At 42.5% G+C, this 17,197-nt stretch carries 16 protein-coding genes and 1 riboswitch; of the genes, 11 read left to right on the forward strand and 5 right to left on the reverse strand.

The features are described 5' to 3' along the window. The first annotated feature begins 165 nt into the window (after positions 1–165). From GGR02_RS17870 to GGR02_RS15475, 8 genes are all read left to right on the forward strand, one after another. Positions 166–393: a hypothetical protein gene (locus GGR02_RS17870; RefSeq protein ID WP_373286641.1), complete on the forward strand. Its 228-nt coding sequence runs from the start codon at positions 166–168 to the stop codon at positions 391–393. A 140-nt stretch (positions 394–533) separates the two neighbouring features. Beyond that, positions 534–1,904 carry a dipeptidase gene (locus tag GGR02_RS15445; protein WP_183185873.1) on the forward strand — a complete coding sequence of 457 codons (1,371 nt, stop codon included), beginning with the start codon at positions 534–536 and terminating at the stop codon, positions 1,902–1,904. Positions 1,905–2,221: 317 nt separating this feature from the next. Beyond that, positions 2,222–2,572, forward strand: a complete 351-nt coding sequence (locus tag GGR02_RS15450) for a lmo0954 family membrane protein (protein WP_183185874.1) — start codon at positions 2,222–2,224, stop codon at positions 2,570–2,572. 14 nt (positions 2,573–2,586) lie between these two features. Continuing rightward, entirely contained in the window at positions 2,587–3,210 is a 624-nt protein-coding gene (locus GGR02_RS15455) for a PspA/IM30 family protein (RefSeq protein ID WP_183185875.1), read from the forward strand. A gap of 77 nt (positions 3,211–3,287) precedes the next feature. After that, positions 3,288–4,013, forward strand: coding sequence for a cell wall-active antibiotics response protein LiaF (gene liaF / locus GGR02_RS15460; protein WP_035047990.1), 726 nt, complete (start codon positions 3,288–3,290; stop codon positions 4,011–4,013). Next, on the forward strand, positions 4,010–5,017 hold the full coding sequence (locus GGR02_RS15465; RefSeq protein ID WP_183185876.1) for a sensor histidine kinase: 1,008 nt from the start codon (positions 4,010–4,012) through the stop codon (positions 5,015–5,017). Before liaF ends, GGR02_RS15465 begins: the two co-directional genes overlap by 4 nt. Positions 5,018–5,030: 13 nt before the next feature. Next, complete coding sequence (locus GGR02_RS15470) at positions 5,031–5,657, forward strand: response regulator transcription factor (protein WP_183185877.1); 627 nt, start codon at positions 5,031–5,033, stop codon at positions 5,655–5,657. A gap of 89 nt (positions 5,658–5,746) precedes the next feature. Further along, positions 5,747–6,508 (forward strand): MerR family transcriptional regulator, encoded by a 762-nt coding sequence (locus tag GGR02_RS15475; RefSeq protein ID WP_183185878.1) that lies wholly within the window; start codon positions 5,747–5,749, stop codon positions 6,506–6,508. A 22-nt stretch (positions 6,509–6,530) separates the two neighbouring features. Here the strand turns inward: GGR02_RS15475 and GGR02_RS15480 are convergent, their stop codons facing one another. The 5 genes from GGR02_RS15480 to GGR02_RS15500 all read right to left on the reverse strand — a co-directional run bounded on the left by GGR02_RS15480 (position 6,531) and on the right by GGR02_RS15500 (position 12,494). Beyond that, positions 6,531–7,535, reverse strand: a complete 1,005-nt coding sequence (locus GGR02_RS15480; protein ID WP_183185879.1) for a FecCD family ABC transporter permease — start codon at positions 7,533–7,535, stop codon at positions 6,531–6,533. Further along, positions 7,532–8,542: a FecCD family ABC transporter permease gene (locus tag GGR02_RS15485; protein WP_183185880.1), complete on the reverse strand. Its 1,011-nt coding sequence runs from the start codon at positions 8,540–8,542 to the stop codon at positions 7,532–7,534. Before GGR02_RS15485 ends, GGR02_RS15480 begins: the two co-directional genes overlap by 4 nt. A gap of 64 nt (positions 8,543–8,606) precedes the next feature. Continuing rightward, positions 8,607–9,527, reverse strand: coding sequence for an iron-hydroxamate ABC transporter substrate-binding protein (locus GGR02_RS15490; protein WP_183185881.1), 921 nt, complete (start codon positions 9,525–9,527; stop codon positions 8,607–8,609). After that, on the reverse strand, positions 9,478–10,323 hold the full coding sequence (locus GGR02_RS15495) for an ABC transporter ATP-binding protein (protein ID WP_183185882.1): 846 nt from the start codon (positions 10,321–10,323) through the stop codon (positions 9,478–9,480). Before GGR02_RS15495 ends, GGR02_RS15490 begins: the two co-directional genes overlap by 50 nt. A gap of 233 nt (positions 10,324–10,556) precedes the next feature. Then, positions 10,557–12,494, reverse strand: a complete 1,938-nt coding sequence (locus GGR02_RS15500) for an LTA synthase family protein (protein ID WP_183185883.1) — start codon at positions 12,492–12,494, stop codon at positions 10,557–10,559. A gap of 315 nt (positions 12,495–12,809) precedes the next feature. On the opposite strand from GGR02_RS15500, the gene GGR02_RS15505 reads away from it, so the two are divergent. From GGR02_RS15505 to ytaF, 3 genes are all read left to right on the forward strand, one after another. Further along, positions 12,810–14,150: a TrkH family potassium uptake protein gene (locus GGR02_RS15505; protein WP_183185884.1), complete on the forward strand. Its 1,341-nt coding sequence runs from the start codon at positions 12,810–12,812 to the stop codon at positions 14,148–14,150. A 147-nt stretch (positions 14,151–14,297) separates the two neighbouring features. Then, positions 14,298–14,437, forward strand: a riboswitch (cyclic di-AMP (ydaO/yuaA leader). Positions 14,438–14,532: 95 nt separating this feature from the next. After that, positions 14,533–16,368, forward strand: coding sequence for an APC family permease (locus tag GGR02_RS15510; protein WP_183185885.1), 1,836 nt, complete (start codon positions 14,533–14,535; stop codon positions 16,366–16,368). Between the two features lie 119 nt (positions 16,369–16,487). Then, on the forward strand, positions 16,488–17,144 hold the full coding sequence (ytaF, locus tag GGR02_RS15515) for a sporulation membrane protein YtaF (protein WP_183185886.1): 657 nt from the start codon (positions 16,488–16,490) through the stop codon (positions 17,142–17,144). Positions 17,145–17,197: the final 53 nt, after the last annotated feature.

Raw genomic sequence — 17,197 nt, forward strand, 5'->3', positions numbered from 1 at the left:
TTGTCAGACAAGAACGCATTGGATCAAATGCTTCCTTGGTCAACCACACTCCCTGTTTCATGTATTGCTTTTCATCAGCTAACTAAATAATACCCTAAGCCCCGACCTTCCAAAAGGTGGGGGCTATTTGACGTTTACCCGGTAAAAGCCAGCTCAACATTCGTTATATACTCCAGTAAAGAAGGGGTAGTAGAAGATATAAACACAAGCCTAGCTGAACAGTGTCCAGGTGTAAAAAAGGTGGTTATAAATGTAAAAAAAGGAGAGAAGGTCTCTCCTCCAAAGGATTTTAGAGGAGAAATAGGTTATGTTTGGGCTTCAGGGGAAACAGCAGATATTTCTTTCTCCTATTGTCAAACAGCTGCAGGATGTGTCATAGCAAAAATAAGGTAGTAATTTTACACAATCGATTGGGAGATATAGACCTCATGGCATGCTCTAAACAACCGTGATTTAAGGTGTTTAGAGCTTCTTTACTGTATGAAATAGAAGTGTTGTGTGATTCACAAACAAAATTTAGTGAGGGTGGAAGTATGTTAAATGAATTAGATTTGATTTTTCATAAAGAGAAAGAAAGATATATTGAAGATTTAAAGGATTTCCTCAGAATTCCAAGTGTGAGTGGTGTAAGCAACCATATAGGGGATGTGCGAAATGCCGCTCAATTTTTAGCTTCGCATTTAAAGAAGATTGGATTTCCATATACAGAAATTGTCCAAACAAGCGGCAATCCAATTGTATTTGCGGAATGGATTGTATCGATAGAGAAACCAACGGTATTTATTTATGGTCATTATGACGTTCAGCCAGTAGGAGATTTATCCCTTTGGGTTAGTCCACCATTCGAACCAGAAATACGTAATGGAAATATTTACGCTCGAGGTGCCAGTGATAACAAAGGACAATTATGGATACATATCACCTTATTAGATGCGTTAGTAAAAGCAAAAGGAAGTCTCCCTTTTAATGTGAAGATAGTCATTGACGGGGAGGAAGAGATTGGGAGTCCAAACTTTTTATCCTTTCTAAAGAGCTATAAAGAAAGGCTAGATGCAGATTTCGTACTAATTTCAGATACAGCCATGCTTAGCGAAGACCAACCTTCTGTTTGTGTGGGACTACGAGGACTTTTAGGATTTGACATAATTGTTGATGGACCAAGCAAAGACTTGCCATCCGGTCTCTATGGTGGTGCTGTTCAAAACCCTATTCACGCCCTTATTGAATTGCTCCAATCTATGAAAGATAAACACGGAAGAATCACCATTAATGATTTTTATAACGAGGTAGTACCGATTACAAATCAGGAAAGGAAAGAAATGCGATCATTACATGTAGATGACGAAAAAATAGCTGAACAACTCGGTGTTCCTGCATTATTTGGCGAATTCGGTTTTTCCACGGTTGAACGACAATGGATACGTCCAACGATAGAGATAAATGGAATTTCAGGGGGGAATAATCAGACGATTATCCCTAGTCGTGCCGTTGCGCATGTCACATGTAGGCTTGTGCCTAATCAGAGACCTGAGCAAGTATTTGAATTAATCCAACGGCATGTTTTGCAAAATACACCTGCAGGGGTGCGAGTCACTTTAAAAAAACATAGTGAGGCATGCCCATATGTTGCACCAATTAATCACCCGGTAATGCAATTAGCTAAACAAGCTTATACCTATGGATACGGAAAAGAAGCTTTATGGATTCGCGCTGGCGGTTCAATCCCTGTAGTAGAGATGCTTGCCGGTTGTTTTGGAATCCCAATTGTTCTAATGGGATTTGGACTGCCTACCGCAAACGTGCATGGACCGAATGAGCATTTTCCTCTAACAAACTTCGAAAAAGGATGGCGAACACTCTCTTGGTTTTTTATTAATATGGAGAAGGTTTTTTGTAATTTGTAGAACAAGTGTGTTTAGCCACAATATTGGTGTTCCATTGCACAAATCTCCAGTTTGAAATTACTCACAGCAAAAAGAGCCGCTTTGTTTTATTGCGGCTCTTTGTTATGAAGGGATGCTTCCATTTCTTTTGATAATCAGCACTTCCGCATTTTCATCCACTCCTATTTTATGGTTATTATACCTCCTTCGCATAAGAATTGAAACGACTTTCATCATTATAAAAATACGCCTTGAGTCGTAGTTGAAAATATAGCTATAGGACATGATGAACAAAGATGAGAATCGGTAAGATGAAAGCAAGGAAGGAGGCGAAAGGGATGTTAAAAAAAATCGGGTTATTGCTTGCAGGTGGAATTGCGGTGCTCGTGCTTATGTTTCACCTCGGTCCGCTCGTTGGGTTAGCGATCAGCTTGGCGATTTTGTACTATGCGGTCAAAAAGTTTTTCAAAGCCGATTCGACGTTCGGCAAAATCGTTTGGGCGCTGATTGGCTTGGCTGCGCTGATGGTGAGCGTCTCGAATGTACCAGCGCTTATTGCCATTGTAGCAGCGTATGTGCTTTATGTCGTGTATAAAAAATGGAACGAACCGAAAGAAGTAGTGCAAGTCGTTGACGATCCGTTCGTTCATTTTGAAAAGCAATGGGCAGAACTACAAAAACATTATTAAAGGAGCGAAGAACAATGGGGTTACTTTCTCGCATGAAAACGATGATTTCAGCAGATATTCATGAATGGTTGGACGAAAAAGAAAAGAAAAATCCGATTGCGGTGCTAAATGAATACTTACGCCAATGCGAACAAGAAGTAGAAAAAGTACGGAAGCTGCTGGAACGGCAATACTTGCTGAAAGAGCAGTTTACACGCGAATATCGCGAAGCTATACAGCTTGCGGAAAAGCGGAAGAAACAGGCGGATATTGCCTCAAAAGCTGGTGAGTCAGAGTTGTTTACGTTTGCGTCTCATGAGCAAATGCAGTACGAAGAGCGAGCGACGAGATTAAAGCAATTGCTTGAGCAAACAAACGAACAGCTATTGGAACTAGAGAAAAAATACGAACAAATGAAACATCAACTAAAAGATATGCATATGCGCCGCATGGAGCTGATGGGGCGAGAAAATATCGCACGGGCGCATTACCGCATGAATCGAGTGCTAGACGGATATACAAGCCCGACGCTTTCTGCGTTTGCGGATACAGAGTCATATTTAGAACGCCTCGAGCAACAAGTACAGTCAGACTATTATCGCCATACGATTGATGCTCGCATTGCCGAATTAGAAAAGCGGTTGCAGCAAGAGCAATAAACATATATGCTAAAGGCGTACGTTGTTGCGCCTTTTTCGTTTTATGGAGGAACTTACATCTGAAAGGGGGAAGCCCCATGGATCAACAAAAAACGACCGACTATGTCAGTTGGGTGGTACTGCTTGCGCTCGTTATTTTTGCGATGGAAATTTCGTTTTTTCATCCAGGCATTGTTTTTTCTGTTCTTTTTTCGGCAGGATTGATTTATATAGGGAGAAAAAAATGGCATCGGAAACTTGGCAAAATCGCCTTCTGGCTTGGGTGCGTCGGTCTTGTTGTGCATGTGTTCACGATGATCACGGTTAGGTTTTTGCTTGTCGCACTATTGTTGTATGCGATTATCCAATTTGCTCAATCGAAGCGACGCCCTGCCGTTATTCGTCCAGAGATGGAAACAAGCCATGCAGAAACAGAACTCGTTTTTCGTCGGCCGCTTTTTCAAAACATGTTGTTCGGTCGGCAAAAAACACCGGAGTATGCTTATGAATGGAGCGACGTGAATATTCAAACAGGCATTGGCGATACAGTTATTGATTTAAGCTATGCGGTTGTTCCGAAAGGGGAAGCGGTCATCGTTGTTCGTGGATGGATTGGCAATGTGCACATTTTCGTTCCGTACGAAATGGAAGTGAGCGTTGTCCATTCGGTGTTATTTGGGGCAGCGTCTATTTTTTCGAGAGAAACGGAACGGCTATGGAACCAAACGTTTATTTATCAAACGCCAGCGTATGAAACTGCCGAACAGAGGCTAAAAATCATCACCTCAATGGCGATCGGAAACGTTGAGGTGAAACGAATATGAACCGGCATATTGTTGGGGCCCTTCTACTCGCTTTTACCGTTTCGGTTGTATCATTTCTTTCATACGTTCTCACGTTTCCGCCTACGGAATGGTCGGCACTATGGAACGAAACAGTGCTTGGAGTGCCGTTTGTCCTCTTTTTGTTTATGGCAAGTGGCGGTATTGGCGTGCTTTTTGGCATTTCATTCGATTGGTTTTGGCGAAAACAATGGCGAGCGGTTGAACATGCGTTGCTTCAAATGGAACAAGGGAATATAGAGCTATCACGCAAACAAACAGCAAAAGAACTGAATGATGTGTGGGAGAGAATAGAAAAGCTGCAAAAGCATTGGCTCGAACAGACGAAGCGTACCCAAAAACTAGCGACAGAAAAAGTGGAAAACGAAGAAGAACTCATCGAGCGAATTATTTCAGAAGAACGAAACCGTCTAGCGCGCGAATTGCATGATTCGGTAAGCCAACAGCTATTTGCGGCATCGATGATGATGTCCGCGCTGATGGAAACGTATACAGGAAGCGAACAAGGGAAAAAGCAATTGAAGCTCGTCGAACAAATGATTCACCAATCCCAACTGGAAATGCGGGCATTGTTGCTGCATTTACGGCCTGTACAGCTGAAAGGAAAATCGCTCCAAGACGGGATGAAGGAACTGTTAACGGAACTTGAACAAAAAGTGCCGATGGAGATCAAGTGGAAAATAGAAGAGGTGACACTCGATCGTGGAGTGGAAGATCATTTATTTCGCATTTTGCAAGAATCGGTGTCCAATACGCTCCGTCATGCGAAAGCGAACATGTTAGAAGTGTTGTTGCTTGAGCGAGATGGGTTTGTCCTTTTGCGCGTGTCGGATGATGGAGTTGGCTTTGATGTCGAACGGACAAAAAGCGGCTCTTACGGCTTGCAACATATGTACGAACGAGCGGCTGAAATTGGTGGGACGTTGAAAATCGTAAGCATAAAAAATAAAGGGACGCGTTTAGAAGTGAAAGTACCGCTTGTGTAAGGGAGGAAGCTATATGATTAAAGTATTGCTTGTCGATGACCATGAAATGGTGCGGCTTGGTGTTTCTGCGTATTTATCTGCCCAGCCAGATATGGAAGTCGTCGGGGAAGCAGAAAGCGGAGAAAAAGGGATTGAACTTGCTCTTCAGCTTCGCCCGGATATTATTTTAATGGATTTAGTGATGGAGCCGATGGACGGCATTGAAGCGACGAAACAAATTATCAGCGCTTGGCCGGAAGCAAAAATTATGATCGTGACAAGTTTTTTAGACGATGATAAAGTATATCCAGCGATTGAAGCAGGGGCAATCAGTTATATGTTGAAAACGTCGAAAGCAAGCGAAATTGCGAATGCGATTCGTGCCACATTTTATGGGCAATCGGTATTCGAACCAGAAGTAACGGGAAAGATGATGAACAATAGGCGAAAGCAATCGCTTCCACACGAGCAATTGACGAGCCGTGAGATGGAAGTATTGTTGTTAATTGCGCAAGGAAAAACAAACCAAGAAATTGCCGAGGAGTTGTTTATTTCATTAAAAACGGTCAAAGTCCACGTCAGCAATATTTTAGCAAAACTAGACGTCCAAGACCGGACGCAAGCGGTCATTTATGCGTTTAAACATGGATTGGTTAAATAATGCTCGCTTTTATGGCGAGATTTTTTTATTTTTTGCTTTACATTGACGTTACGTAAACGTTTATGATGAAATTGTCAGGAGGTGAGCGCATGGAATATACGGTGCAGCAACTAGCGAAATTGGCAGGGATTACGAGCCGAACGCTACGATATTATGATGAAATCGGTCTTTTGAAGCCAGCGAGAGTAAACGCCTCAGGCTATCGCATATACGGACCGAAAGAGGTCGACCAACTCCAGCAAATTTTGTTTTATCGCGAACTTGGGGTTGATTTAGAAACGATTAAGCAAATCCTCACCTCCCCGTCATTTGATGACGTACAGGCATTGAAGCAGCATCGCGAAAAACTCTTGGCAGAACGGAGGCGGTTAGAGGCGCTAATCGCCAATGTCGAAAAAACGCTATTAGCGAAAGAAGGGAGAATCATCATGAGCGACAAAGAAAAATTTGAGGCGTTTAAGCAGCAGCTCATTGACGAGAACGAACGGAAATATGGCAAAGAAATTCGGGAAAAATACGGCGATGAGCAAGTGAACAAATCAAACGAAAAAGTAAAAAATATGACGCAAGCACAATATGAAGAAGCGACAAAGCTCGGCGAAGAAGTATTGCGCGTATTGCATGAAGCGTTTTTGACGGGCGACCCAGCGGGAGAGCTTGCGCAAAAAGCAGCGGACTTGCATCGCCAATGGTTGGGCTATTTTTGGGATCATTACTCAAAAGAAGCGCATGCGGGATTGGCGCAAATGTATGTCGATGACGAACGATTTAAAGCATACTACGACAAAAAACAATCGGGAATGGCGGAATTCCTTCGTGATGCGATTTTCATTTATACAGGAAAAAAATAAGGCGAAGAGCAGTTTCTTCGCCTTATTTTTTCAACAATAAGTAAACAAAATACGGCGCACCAATGAGAGAAACAATCGTGCCAGCAGGGATAGACACATCGACGAGATTTCGTCCGATAGTATCAGCGACCAGTAAGAACCAGCCACCGAGAAGAAGCGCGAGTGGAAGGAAAAGCTGGTACCGCGGTCCGACGAGCGATTTTGCCATATGTGGAGCCATCAATCCGATAAAGGCAATTCCTCCGGTGACGGAAACGGCCGAAGCAGCGAGTGCAACGGCAGCGATTAGAAACGAAAGTCGCTCTTTTTCAATCGCTATGCCAATTCCAATGACGGCTGGCTCGCTTAATTCCAATACATTCAGCCGATTTGCTTTATAAAAAATAAATGGGATAAGCACGATTAACCATGGAAGCAATGCGAAAATAAACGGCCAGTCATCTCCCCAAATATTGCCGGCGAGCCATTTCGCAATAAAATCTACTTTCATTCGCTCAGCCGATGAAATAAGGACAATCATCGCTCCAGAGAGCGCCATCGAAAAGCCGACCCCGATGAGCACAACCTTTACTGGCTGAAGCCCTTCGTTTTTTTTGTACGATAAAAGGTAAATCATATACGCTGTACATAATGCACCGACAAACGCAACGAGTGGAATCCAGTAGACGAACGCATTTGCATCGACAGGGAAAAACAAAAAGAAAATCGCCACCCCTATCCCTGCGCCAGAATGAATGCCTAAAATGCCAGGGTCGGCTAAGTCGTTCCGGGTGATTCCTTGCAAAATCGCTCCAGACAACGCCAAAGACATACCTGCGAGCAGCGTGATCATAATGCGCGGGAGACGAACCGAAAATAAAATGAACTCTTCCTTAAACGTCCCTTGTCCGAACAGAGTTGGGAGAATCCGATCAAACGAAAGAGAGGCATATCCTGTCCCCATCCCAACAACAATGGTTGCAAAAATAAGTACTAGCAAACCGAACGTAAGAAGGCGTTGCCGTTTGAGGAGCGTTGGTTGAATCATGAGAACGTCCCTCCTTTTTTATGGACAATAAACAGAAAGAAAGGCAAGCCCATGACCGCAACAATCGCGGCGACTGGCGTTTCGTACGGTGCGTTGATTGTACGACCAAGCGTATCGGCCAAAAGCATAAAAGAAGCTCCGACTGTCGCGGACATTGGCAGGATGAACCGATAGTCTGTTCCTGTAATCGCCCGCACGATGTGTGGAATCATTAAGCCAACAAATGTCATATTGCCAGCAAGTGCGACGGAAGCACCAGCTAATACCAAAACGGCAATAAATAATATCGCTTTTATTTGCGTTGTGTTTTGTCCTAATCCAATCGCTACTTCCTCGTTTAAGCTGAGCACTGTCAGCTGTCTGGCGAAGACAAACGCTACTATCGCGCCTAGTGCGAGAAATGGGACAATCATTTGCAGCTGTTTCCATGTCGTTCCACTCATGCCACCAGCGGTCCACATCGATACATCTTTAGAAATTTTGAAATAAAGCGAAATGCCTTCTGCTAAAGCATATAAAAACATCGAAACTGCCGAACCAGCCAATACGATTTTTAGCGGCGAAAATCCGCCTTTTTTTACGGCACCGATGCCAAAGACGACTATCGAACCAGCCGCTGCCCCAGCCAAGCACGCAATCGTAATCAAAAGATAATTGGCGGCAGGGAAAAAGGCGAGCGTTATGGCTAAAGCGGCATTAGCACCAGCAGTTAGCCCAAGCAGCCCTGGGTCTGCGAGCGGATTTCTCGTTATCCCTTGCATCACTGCTCCGGAAATAGATAACGCTGCCCCTACCACCATCGCAGCGATTTCGCGCGGAATACGCAGCTCCCAAATCATGAGCGCCCGCTCTTCTTTCGTATGTGACGTAATGGCAAGCCATACATCGTGGATGGTCGTATCGACTGCTCCAAATACGAGTGCCATCCAAAACATCGCGACAAGGGCAATGATCGAAATGAGCAGTTTATAGAGAAACGGAAGGGAAGAATCCTTTTTCGTCGTCATGTGCCTCCTCCTTACATACATAAAGAGCGAGGATCTCTTATAAAGAGCCCTCGCCTTTCGTCTCTTATTTTCCTAAGAAATGCTTGATGAAGAAGTCAAGCTGGTAATCCAGTGTCAGCGGGTCGTTAAAGTAAAACTCTTTTGCGTTTGCTTCAAAGACGTGACCGTTTTTCACGGCTGGAATATTTTTATACGTTTCCGTTTGTTGGAACGAGTTGTCGGCATCAGGGTTTTTGCTGACGATCAAATAATCCCCGGCAAACTCAGGAAGCGCTTCTGGCGACAGGGCATAATATCCTGGTTTGAGCGCCATTTCTTCCACTTTTTTTGGCATTTTTAACCCCATTTCTTGATAAAGAATCTCCGTTCCACGACCCCAGTTATTTCCAAATACGTAAAGCTGTTTATCGAAGCTTTCGATGACGGAAACAGTGGCGTTTTCGCCAATTTTTGCTTTAATTTCTTCCCCTGCTTTTTGTGCGCGTTGCTTGAAATCATCAACCCACGCTTTCGCTTCTTTTTCTTTATTAAGTAGTTTTCCAATTTCTAAAAACTGCGTTAAGTAATCGACTTTACCGTACGTATACGTGACTGTCGGCGCAATTTTGCTTAGTTTATCGACGTTTTTCATGTTTGATAACCCAATAATTAAATCCGGTTTTAGTTCGATAATTTTTTCAATCTCTTCATCTGTTACTGCTTCGACATTTTTTAATTTGTCTTGAAAGCGAGGGTTCATTTTTGACCATGAATCGACCCCTACTAAATTCACTTCTAGCGCCATGACATGGCCAGCAAAAGAGGATAAAACGACCACTCGTTTTGGATGGGCTGGCACTTCAATAGGGCCGTTTTCGGATTGGTACGTAATCGTTTCTTTTTTCGTTTCTTTTGCCGTAGAGTTGTTTTTCTCTGTTGTGTTTCCGCTGCAAGCGTTAGCGATAAATAGCAGCACTAACAGGAACGGAATAAGCAGTTTTCTCATGTTTTTCTTCTCCTTTTAGTAAATTGTATGTAATGCAAATCGGTTTGTTTGTGCGAGGATCGCGGCCGATTACTGCATCGATGTGAAATACTTGTTTGAGAACATCGTGAGTCATCACTTCTTCGCGAGTACCCGCCTTGACGATTTTTCCGTCTTTTAAGGCAACGATATAGTCAGCAAAGCGGGCTGCTTGGTTTAAGTCATGGAGAACCATCACAATTGTTCTTCCTTGTTCCATATTGAGCTTTTGCAACAACTCCAATACTTCCAATTGGTGAGCCATGTCTAAGTATGTGGTTGGCTCATCAAGGAAAATGATGTCTGTTTGCTGGGCAAGAGCCATAGCAATCCAAACGCGTTGGCGTTGTCCACCGGAGAGGGAGTCGACTGGGCGGTATTTAAAATCGATTGTTCCAGTGACGTCAAGGGCCCAATCAATGATTTCGTAATCTTGTTTCGTTAGGCGTCCGAATCCTTTTTGGTAAGGGAAGCGCCCGTACGATACTAATTCTCCCACCGTTAAACCACTTGGATGTTCTGGCGTCTGGGGGAGGATTGCCATTTTTTTCGCAAGCAGTTTCGTATTTTCGCTGGCGATTTGCTTACCGTCTAACACCACTGTTCCAGATTGCGGTGCAATAATGCGGGTCATTGCTTTTAGCAACGTGGATTTTCCGCAGCCGTTCGGTCCGATAATCGTTGTGATTTGTTGATCCGGAATGTGGATGGTTAAATTTTGCACAATGCTCCGATCTTGATAGCCAACGGTTAAATCGGTAGTATAAAGCCGAGCCATGCCAAAGCCCCCTTTCACGCAAAAAAAGAAAATGATAATCAATATCAATATAACTCCATATATAATGTACTTGTATTTTCTCGAGCTGTCAACTACCATTTCGTTTTCATTAAATGATAATGAAAATCAACACCTTTCCTAAAGTGATCATAAGCGAGTTTGACCTTCCAAACACGAAACTGCTCGACGATTTTCATGAAAAAAGGGAGCCGATAAGTCAGCTCCCTTTTTATTTACTCTTCATGATGGTTGTAGTCATATTTGCTTCGGTCGACTGGTTTGAATCCTTTTGGCGTATAGAAACGCAGCAAGTCTTCATAGACGACCTTATCAGACAGGCTAAGCTTTGTACGAACGATTTGTTCGTCGCGATCGATTTCGGCATTTTTCTCGATTGCCTCGCCCGTTTGTGTATTATAATATTTTCCATCAACAGCAGTAACAGTTGGTGTGATGAAATCACCGTTGCGGAATGGAACGATTTGTTGGTGTTCTGGCGATAATAAGTCCGTACCGAATTGGATATAATTTTTCGTATCGATTCCTAATAGATGGAGCACTGTTGGCAATACGTCGATATCCCCACCATACTGGTGCATAATGCCACCTTTTACTCCTGGAACACGAATAAATAATGGCACACGTTGCAATTGCGTATGTTCAAATGGGGTAATCTCTTTTCCGATAATTTGTGCCATCGCTTCGTTATGGTTATCGGAAATACCGTAATGGTCGCCATATAAAATGATGATTGAACGGTCGTAAAGCCCTGATTGCTTCAAGTAATCAAAAAATTCTTTGACCGCTTCATCTAAATAACGCGCGGTTTGGAAGTAGCGATCGACTGAGCCGTCTCCTGTTGTCGCAGGCGGAATCGTTGCCTCGTTTTCGTCGATCAAATAAGGAAAATGGTTTGACAACGTAATAAATTTGACGTAAAACGGTTCTTTTAATGTTTGTAACAACGGAATCGACTCTCTAAAAAACGGCTTATCTTTTAATCCATAGTTTAGCACGTCTTGGTCGTTCATATCATAGTAGCTTGCATCAAAAAAGTGATCGAAGCCAAATGATTTGTAAATTTCGTTACGATTCCAGAACGTTTTATAGTTTCCGTGAAAAACGGCTGATGTATAACCGTGCTGTCCTAAAATAGCTGGTGCTGCTTGGTACGTATTTTGTGCTTTCGTTGTAAACACGGACCCTTGCGGCAAGCCAAACAGTGAATTTTCTAGCATAAATTCTGCATCCGACGTTTTTCCTTGCCCTGTTTGGTGGAAAAAGTTATCGAAATACATTGTATTTTTTTCATGGGTGAGCGAGTTTAAAAACGGTGTCACTTCTTGCCCATTTAACTTATAGTTAATTAAAAAGTTTTGAAACGACTCTAGATGAATATAGATGACGTTCATTCCTTTTCCTTTGCCAAAATACGCTGGATTTGGGTTAGCGTACGTTGCTTGCACATGGTTTAATACGGTTGTGACGTCGCTTTTGTTCGCAAATGCTCGTTGGGTTGACGATTTCATGCTTTGGATTGCATCGTAAATGACATAGTTATACATGCCTAAATATTTCACGATATAGTTACGGTCAAACGTTCTCGTTAATAACTGTGGACGGTCGATTTCCGCCAATGCTAAGTTTGTGACGAACGTAAATACAGCTGTCGCGAACAATAAGTTCTTTTTATGGCGACTTAAAGAAATCGGTTGTAAATTCGCACGTTCTTTTACAATTAATGAAACGATGAAGATGATGTCAATGACATAGATAAAATCATGCCATTTTAACAACTCTAAAATGCTGCCGCCAAGGCTACCGAAGTTACTTGTTTGCGTCAACGTTGGGAATGTAATGAAATCGCTAAAGAACCGGTAATAGACGATATTCGCGTACAAAATAAACGACAGCATAACATCAATAACAATCAACCAAATATATGGCCGCTTTTTCTTTGCTAGTAAAGCGAGCCCGAAAAAGAAAATGGCCGAACTAATTGGGTTGATAAAAAGCAGCCATTTTTGCATCGTGTTGCTAATTCCTAAGTTAAACTCAATACGATAAGCAGCATATGTTTTCATCCAAAATAAAAACACCGCTAATACAAAAAAGCGGAGATGCGTATCGGACCAGCGTTGCAACCACTTTATATTACTGAGCCCCTTCATCTTTCTTATTCACCTCTATTTTCTCTCATTCTCTCATTCTAGATTTTTAATATATGGAACATACGTAGTGTTTATGACTTCCTTTATGCAGCACTACTCACCGCTATATATTATACAATAAATTCTCCATGTCAAGTAGCATAATACATCTTTTACCGTTCGTCAAATCCATCATATGGCTTTGTTGTTTTGCTGATGAAAAGAGTTCTATAAAAATCATTGTACAACATGTATGCATTTTTTGGTATATTTTTTACATGTATGATGGAGTGTAAGGAAAGATGAAATGTCAGTGGAGTGACAGGAGGAAGAGAAATGCAACAAATACGGAAATATATGTTTGACCCTCCGAAAGTGTTAGTGCTTGGATTTGCGTTAATTATTATGTTAGGTGCGCTATTGTTAACACTTCCGATTGCAACAAATGATGGACGAGGGCTTCCATGGTTAGATGCCTTATTTACGGCAACGTCGGCGACTTGCGTGACAGGGCTTGTTGTTGTGGATACTGGTACGACGTTTACGTTGTTCGGCCAGCTAGTGATTTTGTTTTTAATTCAAATCGGTGGGCTAGGATTTATGACGTTTGCTACGTTTTTTGCTTTTCTTGTCGGCAAGCGTATTTCTTTAAAGGAGCGGCTATTGCTTCAAGAGGCATTAAACAATTTATCAATTGAAGGGATTGTTCGCCTTGTGAAGCGAGTGCTCGTGTTTACGGTCGTCATTGAGCTTGTTGGCGGAATCTTGTTAGCCATTCGTTTTTCGTTTGATATGCCACCGGTAAAGGCGTTTTATTTTGGGATGTTCCATGCAATCTCCAATTTTAACAATGCAGGCTTTGATTTAATGGGAGGGTTTCGTAGCTTGACTGGGTATGTAGAAGATCCTTTTGTGAATCTTGTCATATGTACACTTATTACGCTCGGCGGCATTGGGTTTATCGTGTTGAATGAATTGTATGAATATCGCCAAACGCGTCGGTTTTCTCTCCATACGAAAATCGTTTTTGTCACGAGCGGGCTTCTTGTGCTGTTTAGTATGTTATTCATTTTGTTGCTGGAGTGGCACAATCCGAAAACGTTATCGCCGCTTTCACCAATCGGAAAAGTGTTATCGTCGCTTTTTCAGGCAGTGACGCCACGGACAGCAGGCTCGAATACGCTTAATATTTCGGATTTAACGCAGCCGACGCTCTTTTTACTCATCTTTTTAATGTTTGTCGGTGCCTCTCCTGGTTCTACAGGAGGGGGAATTAAAACGACGACGTTTGCAACATTAATTGGTGCCGTTTGGTCGCAAATTAAAGGAAAAGAGGACGTCATTTTCTTTAAAAAACGCATTGTATATGACACCATTTATAAATCATTAACTGTAACGTTAAGTGGTCTATTTATTGTGATGGTAGTGACGATGTTATTGACGATTACAGAGCAAGGGCATGACTTTTTAATGATTTTATTTGAAGCGACGTCGGCGTTTGGTACAGTTGGGTTGTCAATGGGATTAACACCGGAATTGTCGCCGTTTGGCAAAGTGTTGATTATTTTTACGATGTTTGCTGGGAGGGTTGGGCCGCTAACAATTGCTTATGCAGTAACGTTGCACCGCAAACCAGACCCATTCCGCTACCCAAAAGGAAAAATTATGATTGGATGAGCATAACACAAAAAAGAAAAGGAAATAAGCGAAAGAAACAAAATTTGAGGTAAAAAAGCGAGAAAATCAGTTATTTTCTTCCTAATCGGCTCTTTTCGTTTCTTTACAACAGAAGCGGAAGAGCGTAACATATCAGCTATCATAAATCTTATATTATCGCTGAATCCGTCATGGAGCGGGGGAACCATTGATGTAACGCATGTTACTTGGGGTGAATCCAAATGAGGAGGGGCTACTCTCATGCCCTAACCCGACAGCTAACCTCGTAAGCGTAATGGGAGGGATGGAATATTGCCGCTAAGGACATCCTTGGCGGTTTTTTGTGTTTTTTTGTTGCCGATGTGCAAAATAAAACTAGTTGATAGAAAAAGGAGAAGGAGAAATGGCTTCCATTAAACGATTGTTAATTGGATCACCGATGGAAACAAAGCGGTTGAAACATGAGAAACTGCCGAAATGGAAAGCGCTAGCGGTATTTTCCTCTGATGCGCTTTCCTCTGTGGCATATGCGACAGAAGAAATTTTATTAGTGCTTATGCTGCTTGGGACAGGTGTCTTTTTCTTCTCATTGCCGATTGCGTTGGCGATTTTAGTTTTGTTAGTCGTTGTGACGTTGTCGTATCGGCAAATTATTTATGCGTTCCCGTCGGGTGGCGGAGCGTATGTCGTCGCGAGAGATCATTTAAGTACGACGACGAGTTTAGTCGCTGGTGCGGCGCTCATGATTGATTATGTGTTAACAGTAGCGGTTAGTATTAGCTCTGGTGTTGCCGCATTAACATCAGCGTTTCCAAGTTTGCTTCCGTGGAAAGTGGACATTGCGATTGCCCTTGTATTATTGCTCATGACTTTAAACTTGCGCGGCATTACGGAATCTGCGACCGTATTTGCTTACCCGACGTATTTGTTTATTATTTCTGTACTCGTATTGATTGGAGCGGGAGGGTGGCAACTATGGCATGAAGGATGGCATGGTTTTAACTACCGGGAGCATGCGACGGCTAGCCACTTCCTTTCCTCAGGGTATGGAATGTTTATTTTGTTACGAGCGTTTGCGTCTGGTTGTTCAGCGATGACAGGGGTCGAAGCAATCAGCAACGGCGTTCCATCGTTCAAACCAGATAGCTCCAAAAACGCTGCGATTACGATGGGATGGATGTCGTTTTTATTAGGGACGATGTTTTTAGGCATTACGGTTTTAGCGGCTGGATTTGGTGTGACACCGCTAGAGCATAAAACGGTTATTTCGCAAATCGGACAGCACGTATTTGGAAATAGCATCTTTTTCTATTTGTTTCAAATGGTGACGATGCTCATTTTAGTATTGGCAGCGAATACAAGTTTTGCTGGCTTCCCACAGCTAGCGTCGATTATTGCTCATGATCGCTTTTTGCCGCGTAGCTTATCCGCTCGTGGCGACCGTCTTGTATTTTCAAACGGGATTATCTTATTAAGCGTTTTAGCGATGATTTTAATTGTCGTGTTCCACGGGGAAACGCACTCGTTGATTCCGCTTTATGCGGTTGGGGTATTTTTATCGTTCACGATTGGGCAGTTTGGAATGGTCAAAAAATTATGGAAAGAAAAAAATGGGCGCAGTGCGGTTACGATCGCGACGATTACAACAGGAATGGTTGTTACTGGGCTAGTGACGATTATTACGGTTATCGCAAAATTTACGCAAGGAGCATGGCTTGTCATTATTTCTATTCCGCTTCTTGTTGTGTTGTTTTATAAAATTCGCGCCCATTATGATAAATTAGGCGAACAATTAAGACTGGATGAACAAGAGTGGAAGCGGCGAGAGAAAATCGTTGAGCCAAAAGTAATTATTCCGATTTCTGGTGTGAGCAAAGTCGTTGCCCAATCCATTCAATATGCGCGTAGTATTTCGCACGATATTACGGCGATTTCAATTATTTTTCATGAAGATGAAGAACGAAAACTGCGGGAGAAATGGGAAAAATTTTACCCTGACATCGAGTTAAAAGTCATTTATTCTCCATACCGGACAATCCTTTCGCCAATGCTTGATTACATTAATGAAATAGAAAAGCAAACAAAAGGCGCACCGATTACGATTTTAATGCCGCAGTTTATTGTGAAAAAATGGTGGCATACGTTGTTGCATAACCAAACGGCGATTGTATTACGGTTTTTCTTGATTTTGAAAAAAGACATTGTCATTGCGACGCTTCCATATCATTTGAAAGAATAATGTCGAAACGGGAAAAAATATTTCCCTGGAAATCGAAAATGGTCGAAAAATGATAAAGCCGATAGCCGAGTTCCCTGTGTGTTCGTTTGTGCATATAGTAACGCAGGGGGAACGAAACGATGTTAAAATACGTATCGATGATGATGTTAGCATTGGCGGTGAGTTTAGACAGCTTAAGCGTTGGGGTGACGTACGGGATGCGGAAAATGAAATTTCCGCTTTCCTCATTAGTAGTCATTGCATTGTTTTCAGGGTTCATGCTGCTCATGTCTATGTACGTCGGTTCTTTTCTCGTTCTGTTGTTGCCGGTGCGTGCGGAAAAAGCAATTGCTGCGTGCATTTTAGTGGCGATTGGTGTGTGGGCGATTTACAATGTATTAAAGAAGCGAGAAGATGAGCTAGAAGAGGTGGTACCGCGTTCGGCAGCAACCATGAAAATATGGCGTGTCCATTTAAAGCGGCTTGGGATTGTCATTCAAATTTTAAAGCGTCCGTCGCTAGCTGATTTGGATGGCTCGGGCAGCATTAGCATGAACGAGGCGCTATTGATTGGCTTTGCGTTATCGATGGATGCGTTCGGGGCAGGCTTAAGCGCTTCGCTTTTAGGCTATTCTCCACTTATGTTAGCATTGCTTGTGTCCTTGCTTAATATGTTGTTCATTCGCTTTGGATTAAAAACAGGCTATACGTTCGCAAAAACAAAAATAATGAAAAAAGCAACCGTCATTCCAGGGCTGATTTTAATTTGTTTAGGGATTTCCAAAATATTCTTTTAGAAAAGCTCCTAAAGATCGTTACGGTCTTTAGGAGCTTTTGAATCTTTCTGTTT

It is taken from the genome of Anoxybacteroides voinovskiense, assembly GCF_014196205.1.
GTDB classification, from domain to species: Bacteria; Bacillota; Bacilli; order Bacillales; family Anoxybacillaceae; genus Anoxybacteroides; species Anoxybacteroides voinovskiense.

What these genes read in the sequence shown, in the direction of transcription:
- GGR02_RS15445 (WP_183185873.1), top strand. Translation starts at nt 534, where the DNA reads ATGTTAAATGAATTAGATTTGATTTTTCATAAAGAGAAAGAAAGATAT.
- GGR02_RS15450 (WP_183185874.1), top strand. Translation starts at nt 2,222, where the DNA reads ATGTTAAAAAAAATCGGGTTATTGCTTGCAGGTGGAATTGCGGTGCTC.
- GGR02_RS15455 (WP_183185875.1), top strand. Translation starts at nt 2,587, where the DNA reads ATGGGGTTACTTTCTCGCATGAAAACGATGATTTCAGCAGATATTCAT.
- liaF (WP_035047990.1), top strand. Translation starts at nt 3,288, where the DNA reads ATGGATCAACAAAAAACGACCGACTATGTCAGTTGGGTGGTACTGCTT.
- GGR02_RS15465 (WP_183185876.1), top strand. Translation starts at nt 4,010, where the DNA reads ATGAACCGGCATATTGTTGGGGCCCTTCTACTCGCTTTTACCGTTTCG.
- GGR02_RS15470 (WP_183185877.1), top strand. Translation starts at nt 5,031, where the DNA reads ATGATTAAAGTATTGCTTGTCGATGACCATGAAATGGTGCGGCTTGGT.
- GGR02_RS15475 (WP_183185878.1), top strand. Translation starts at nt 5,747, where the DNA reads ATGGAATATACGGTGCAGCAACTAGCGAAATTGGCAGGGATTACGAGC.
- GGR02_RS15480 (WP_183185879.1), bottom strand. Translation starts at nt 7,535, where the DNA reads ATGATTCAACCAACGCTCCTCAAACGGCAACGCCTTCTTACGTTCGGT.
- GGR02_RS15485 (WP_183185880.1), bottom strand. Translation starts at nt 8,542, where the DNA reads ATGACGACGAAAAAGGATTCTTCCCTTCCGTTTCTCTATAAACTGCTC.
- GGR02_RS15490 (WP_183185881.1), bottom strand. Translation starts at nt 9,527, where the DNA reads ATGAGAAAACTGCTTATTCCGTTCCTGTTAGTGCTGCTATTTATCGCT.
- GGR02_RS15495 (WP_183185882.1), bottom strand. Translation starts at nt 10,323, where the DNA reads ATGGCTCGGCTTTATACTACCGATTTAACCGTTGGCTATCAAGATCGG.
- GGR02_RS15500 (WP_183185883.1), bottom strand. Translation starts at nt 12,494, where the DNA reads ATGAAGGGGCTCAGTAATATAAAGTGGTTGCAACGCTGGTCCGATACG.
- GGR02_RS15505 (WP_183185884.1), top strand. Translation starts at nt 12,810, where the DNA reads ATGCAACAAATACGGAAATATATGTTTGACCCTCCGAAAGTGTTAGTG.
- GGR02_RS15510 (WP_183185885.1), top strand. Translation starts at nt 14,533, where the DNA reads ATGGCTTCCATTAAACGATTGTTAATTGGATCACCGATGGAAACAAAG.
- ytaF (WP_183185886.1), top strand. Translation starts at nt 16,488, where the DNA reads ATGTTAAAATACGTATCGATGATGATGTTAGCATTGGCGGTGAGTTTA.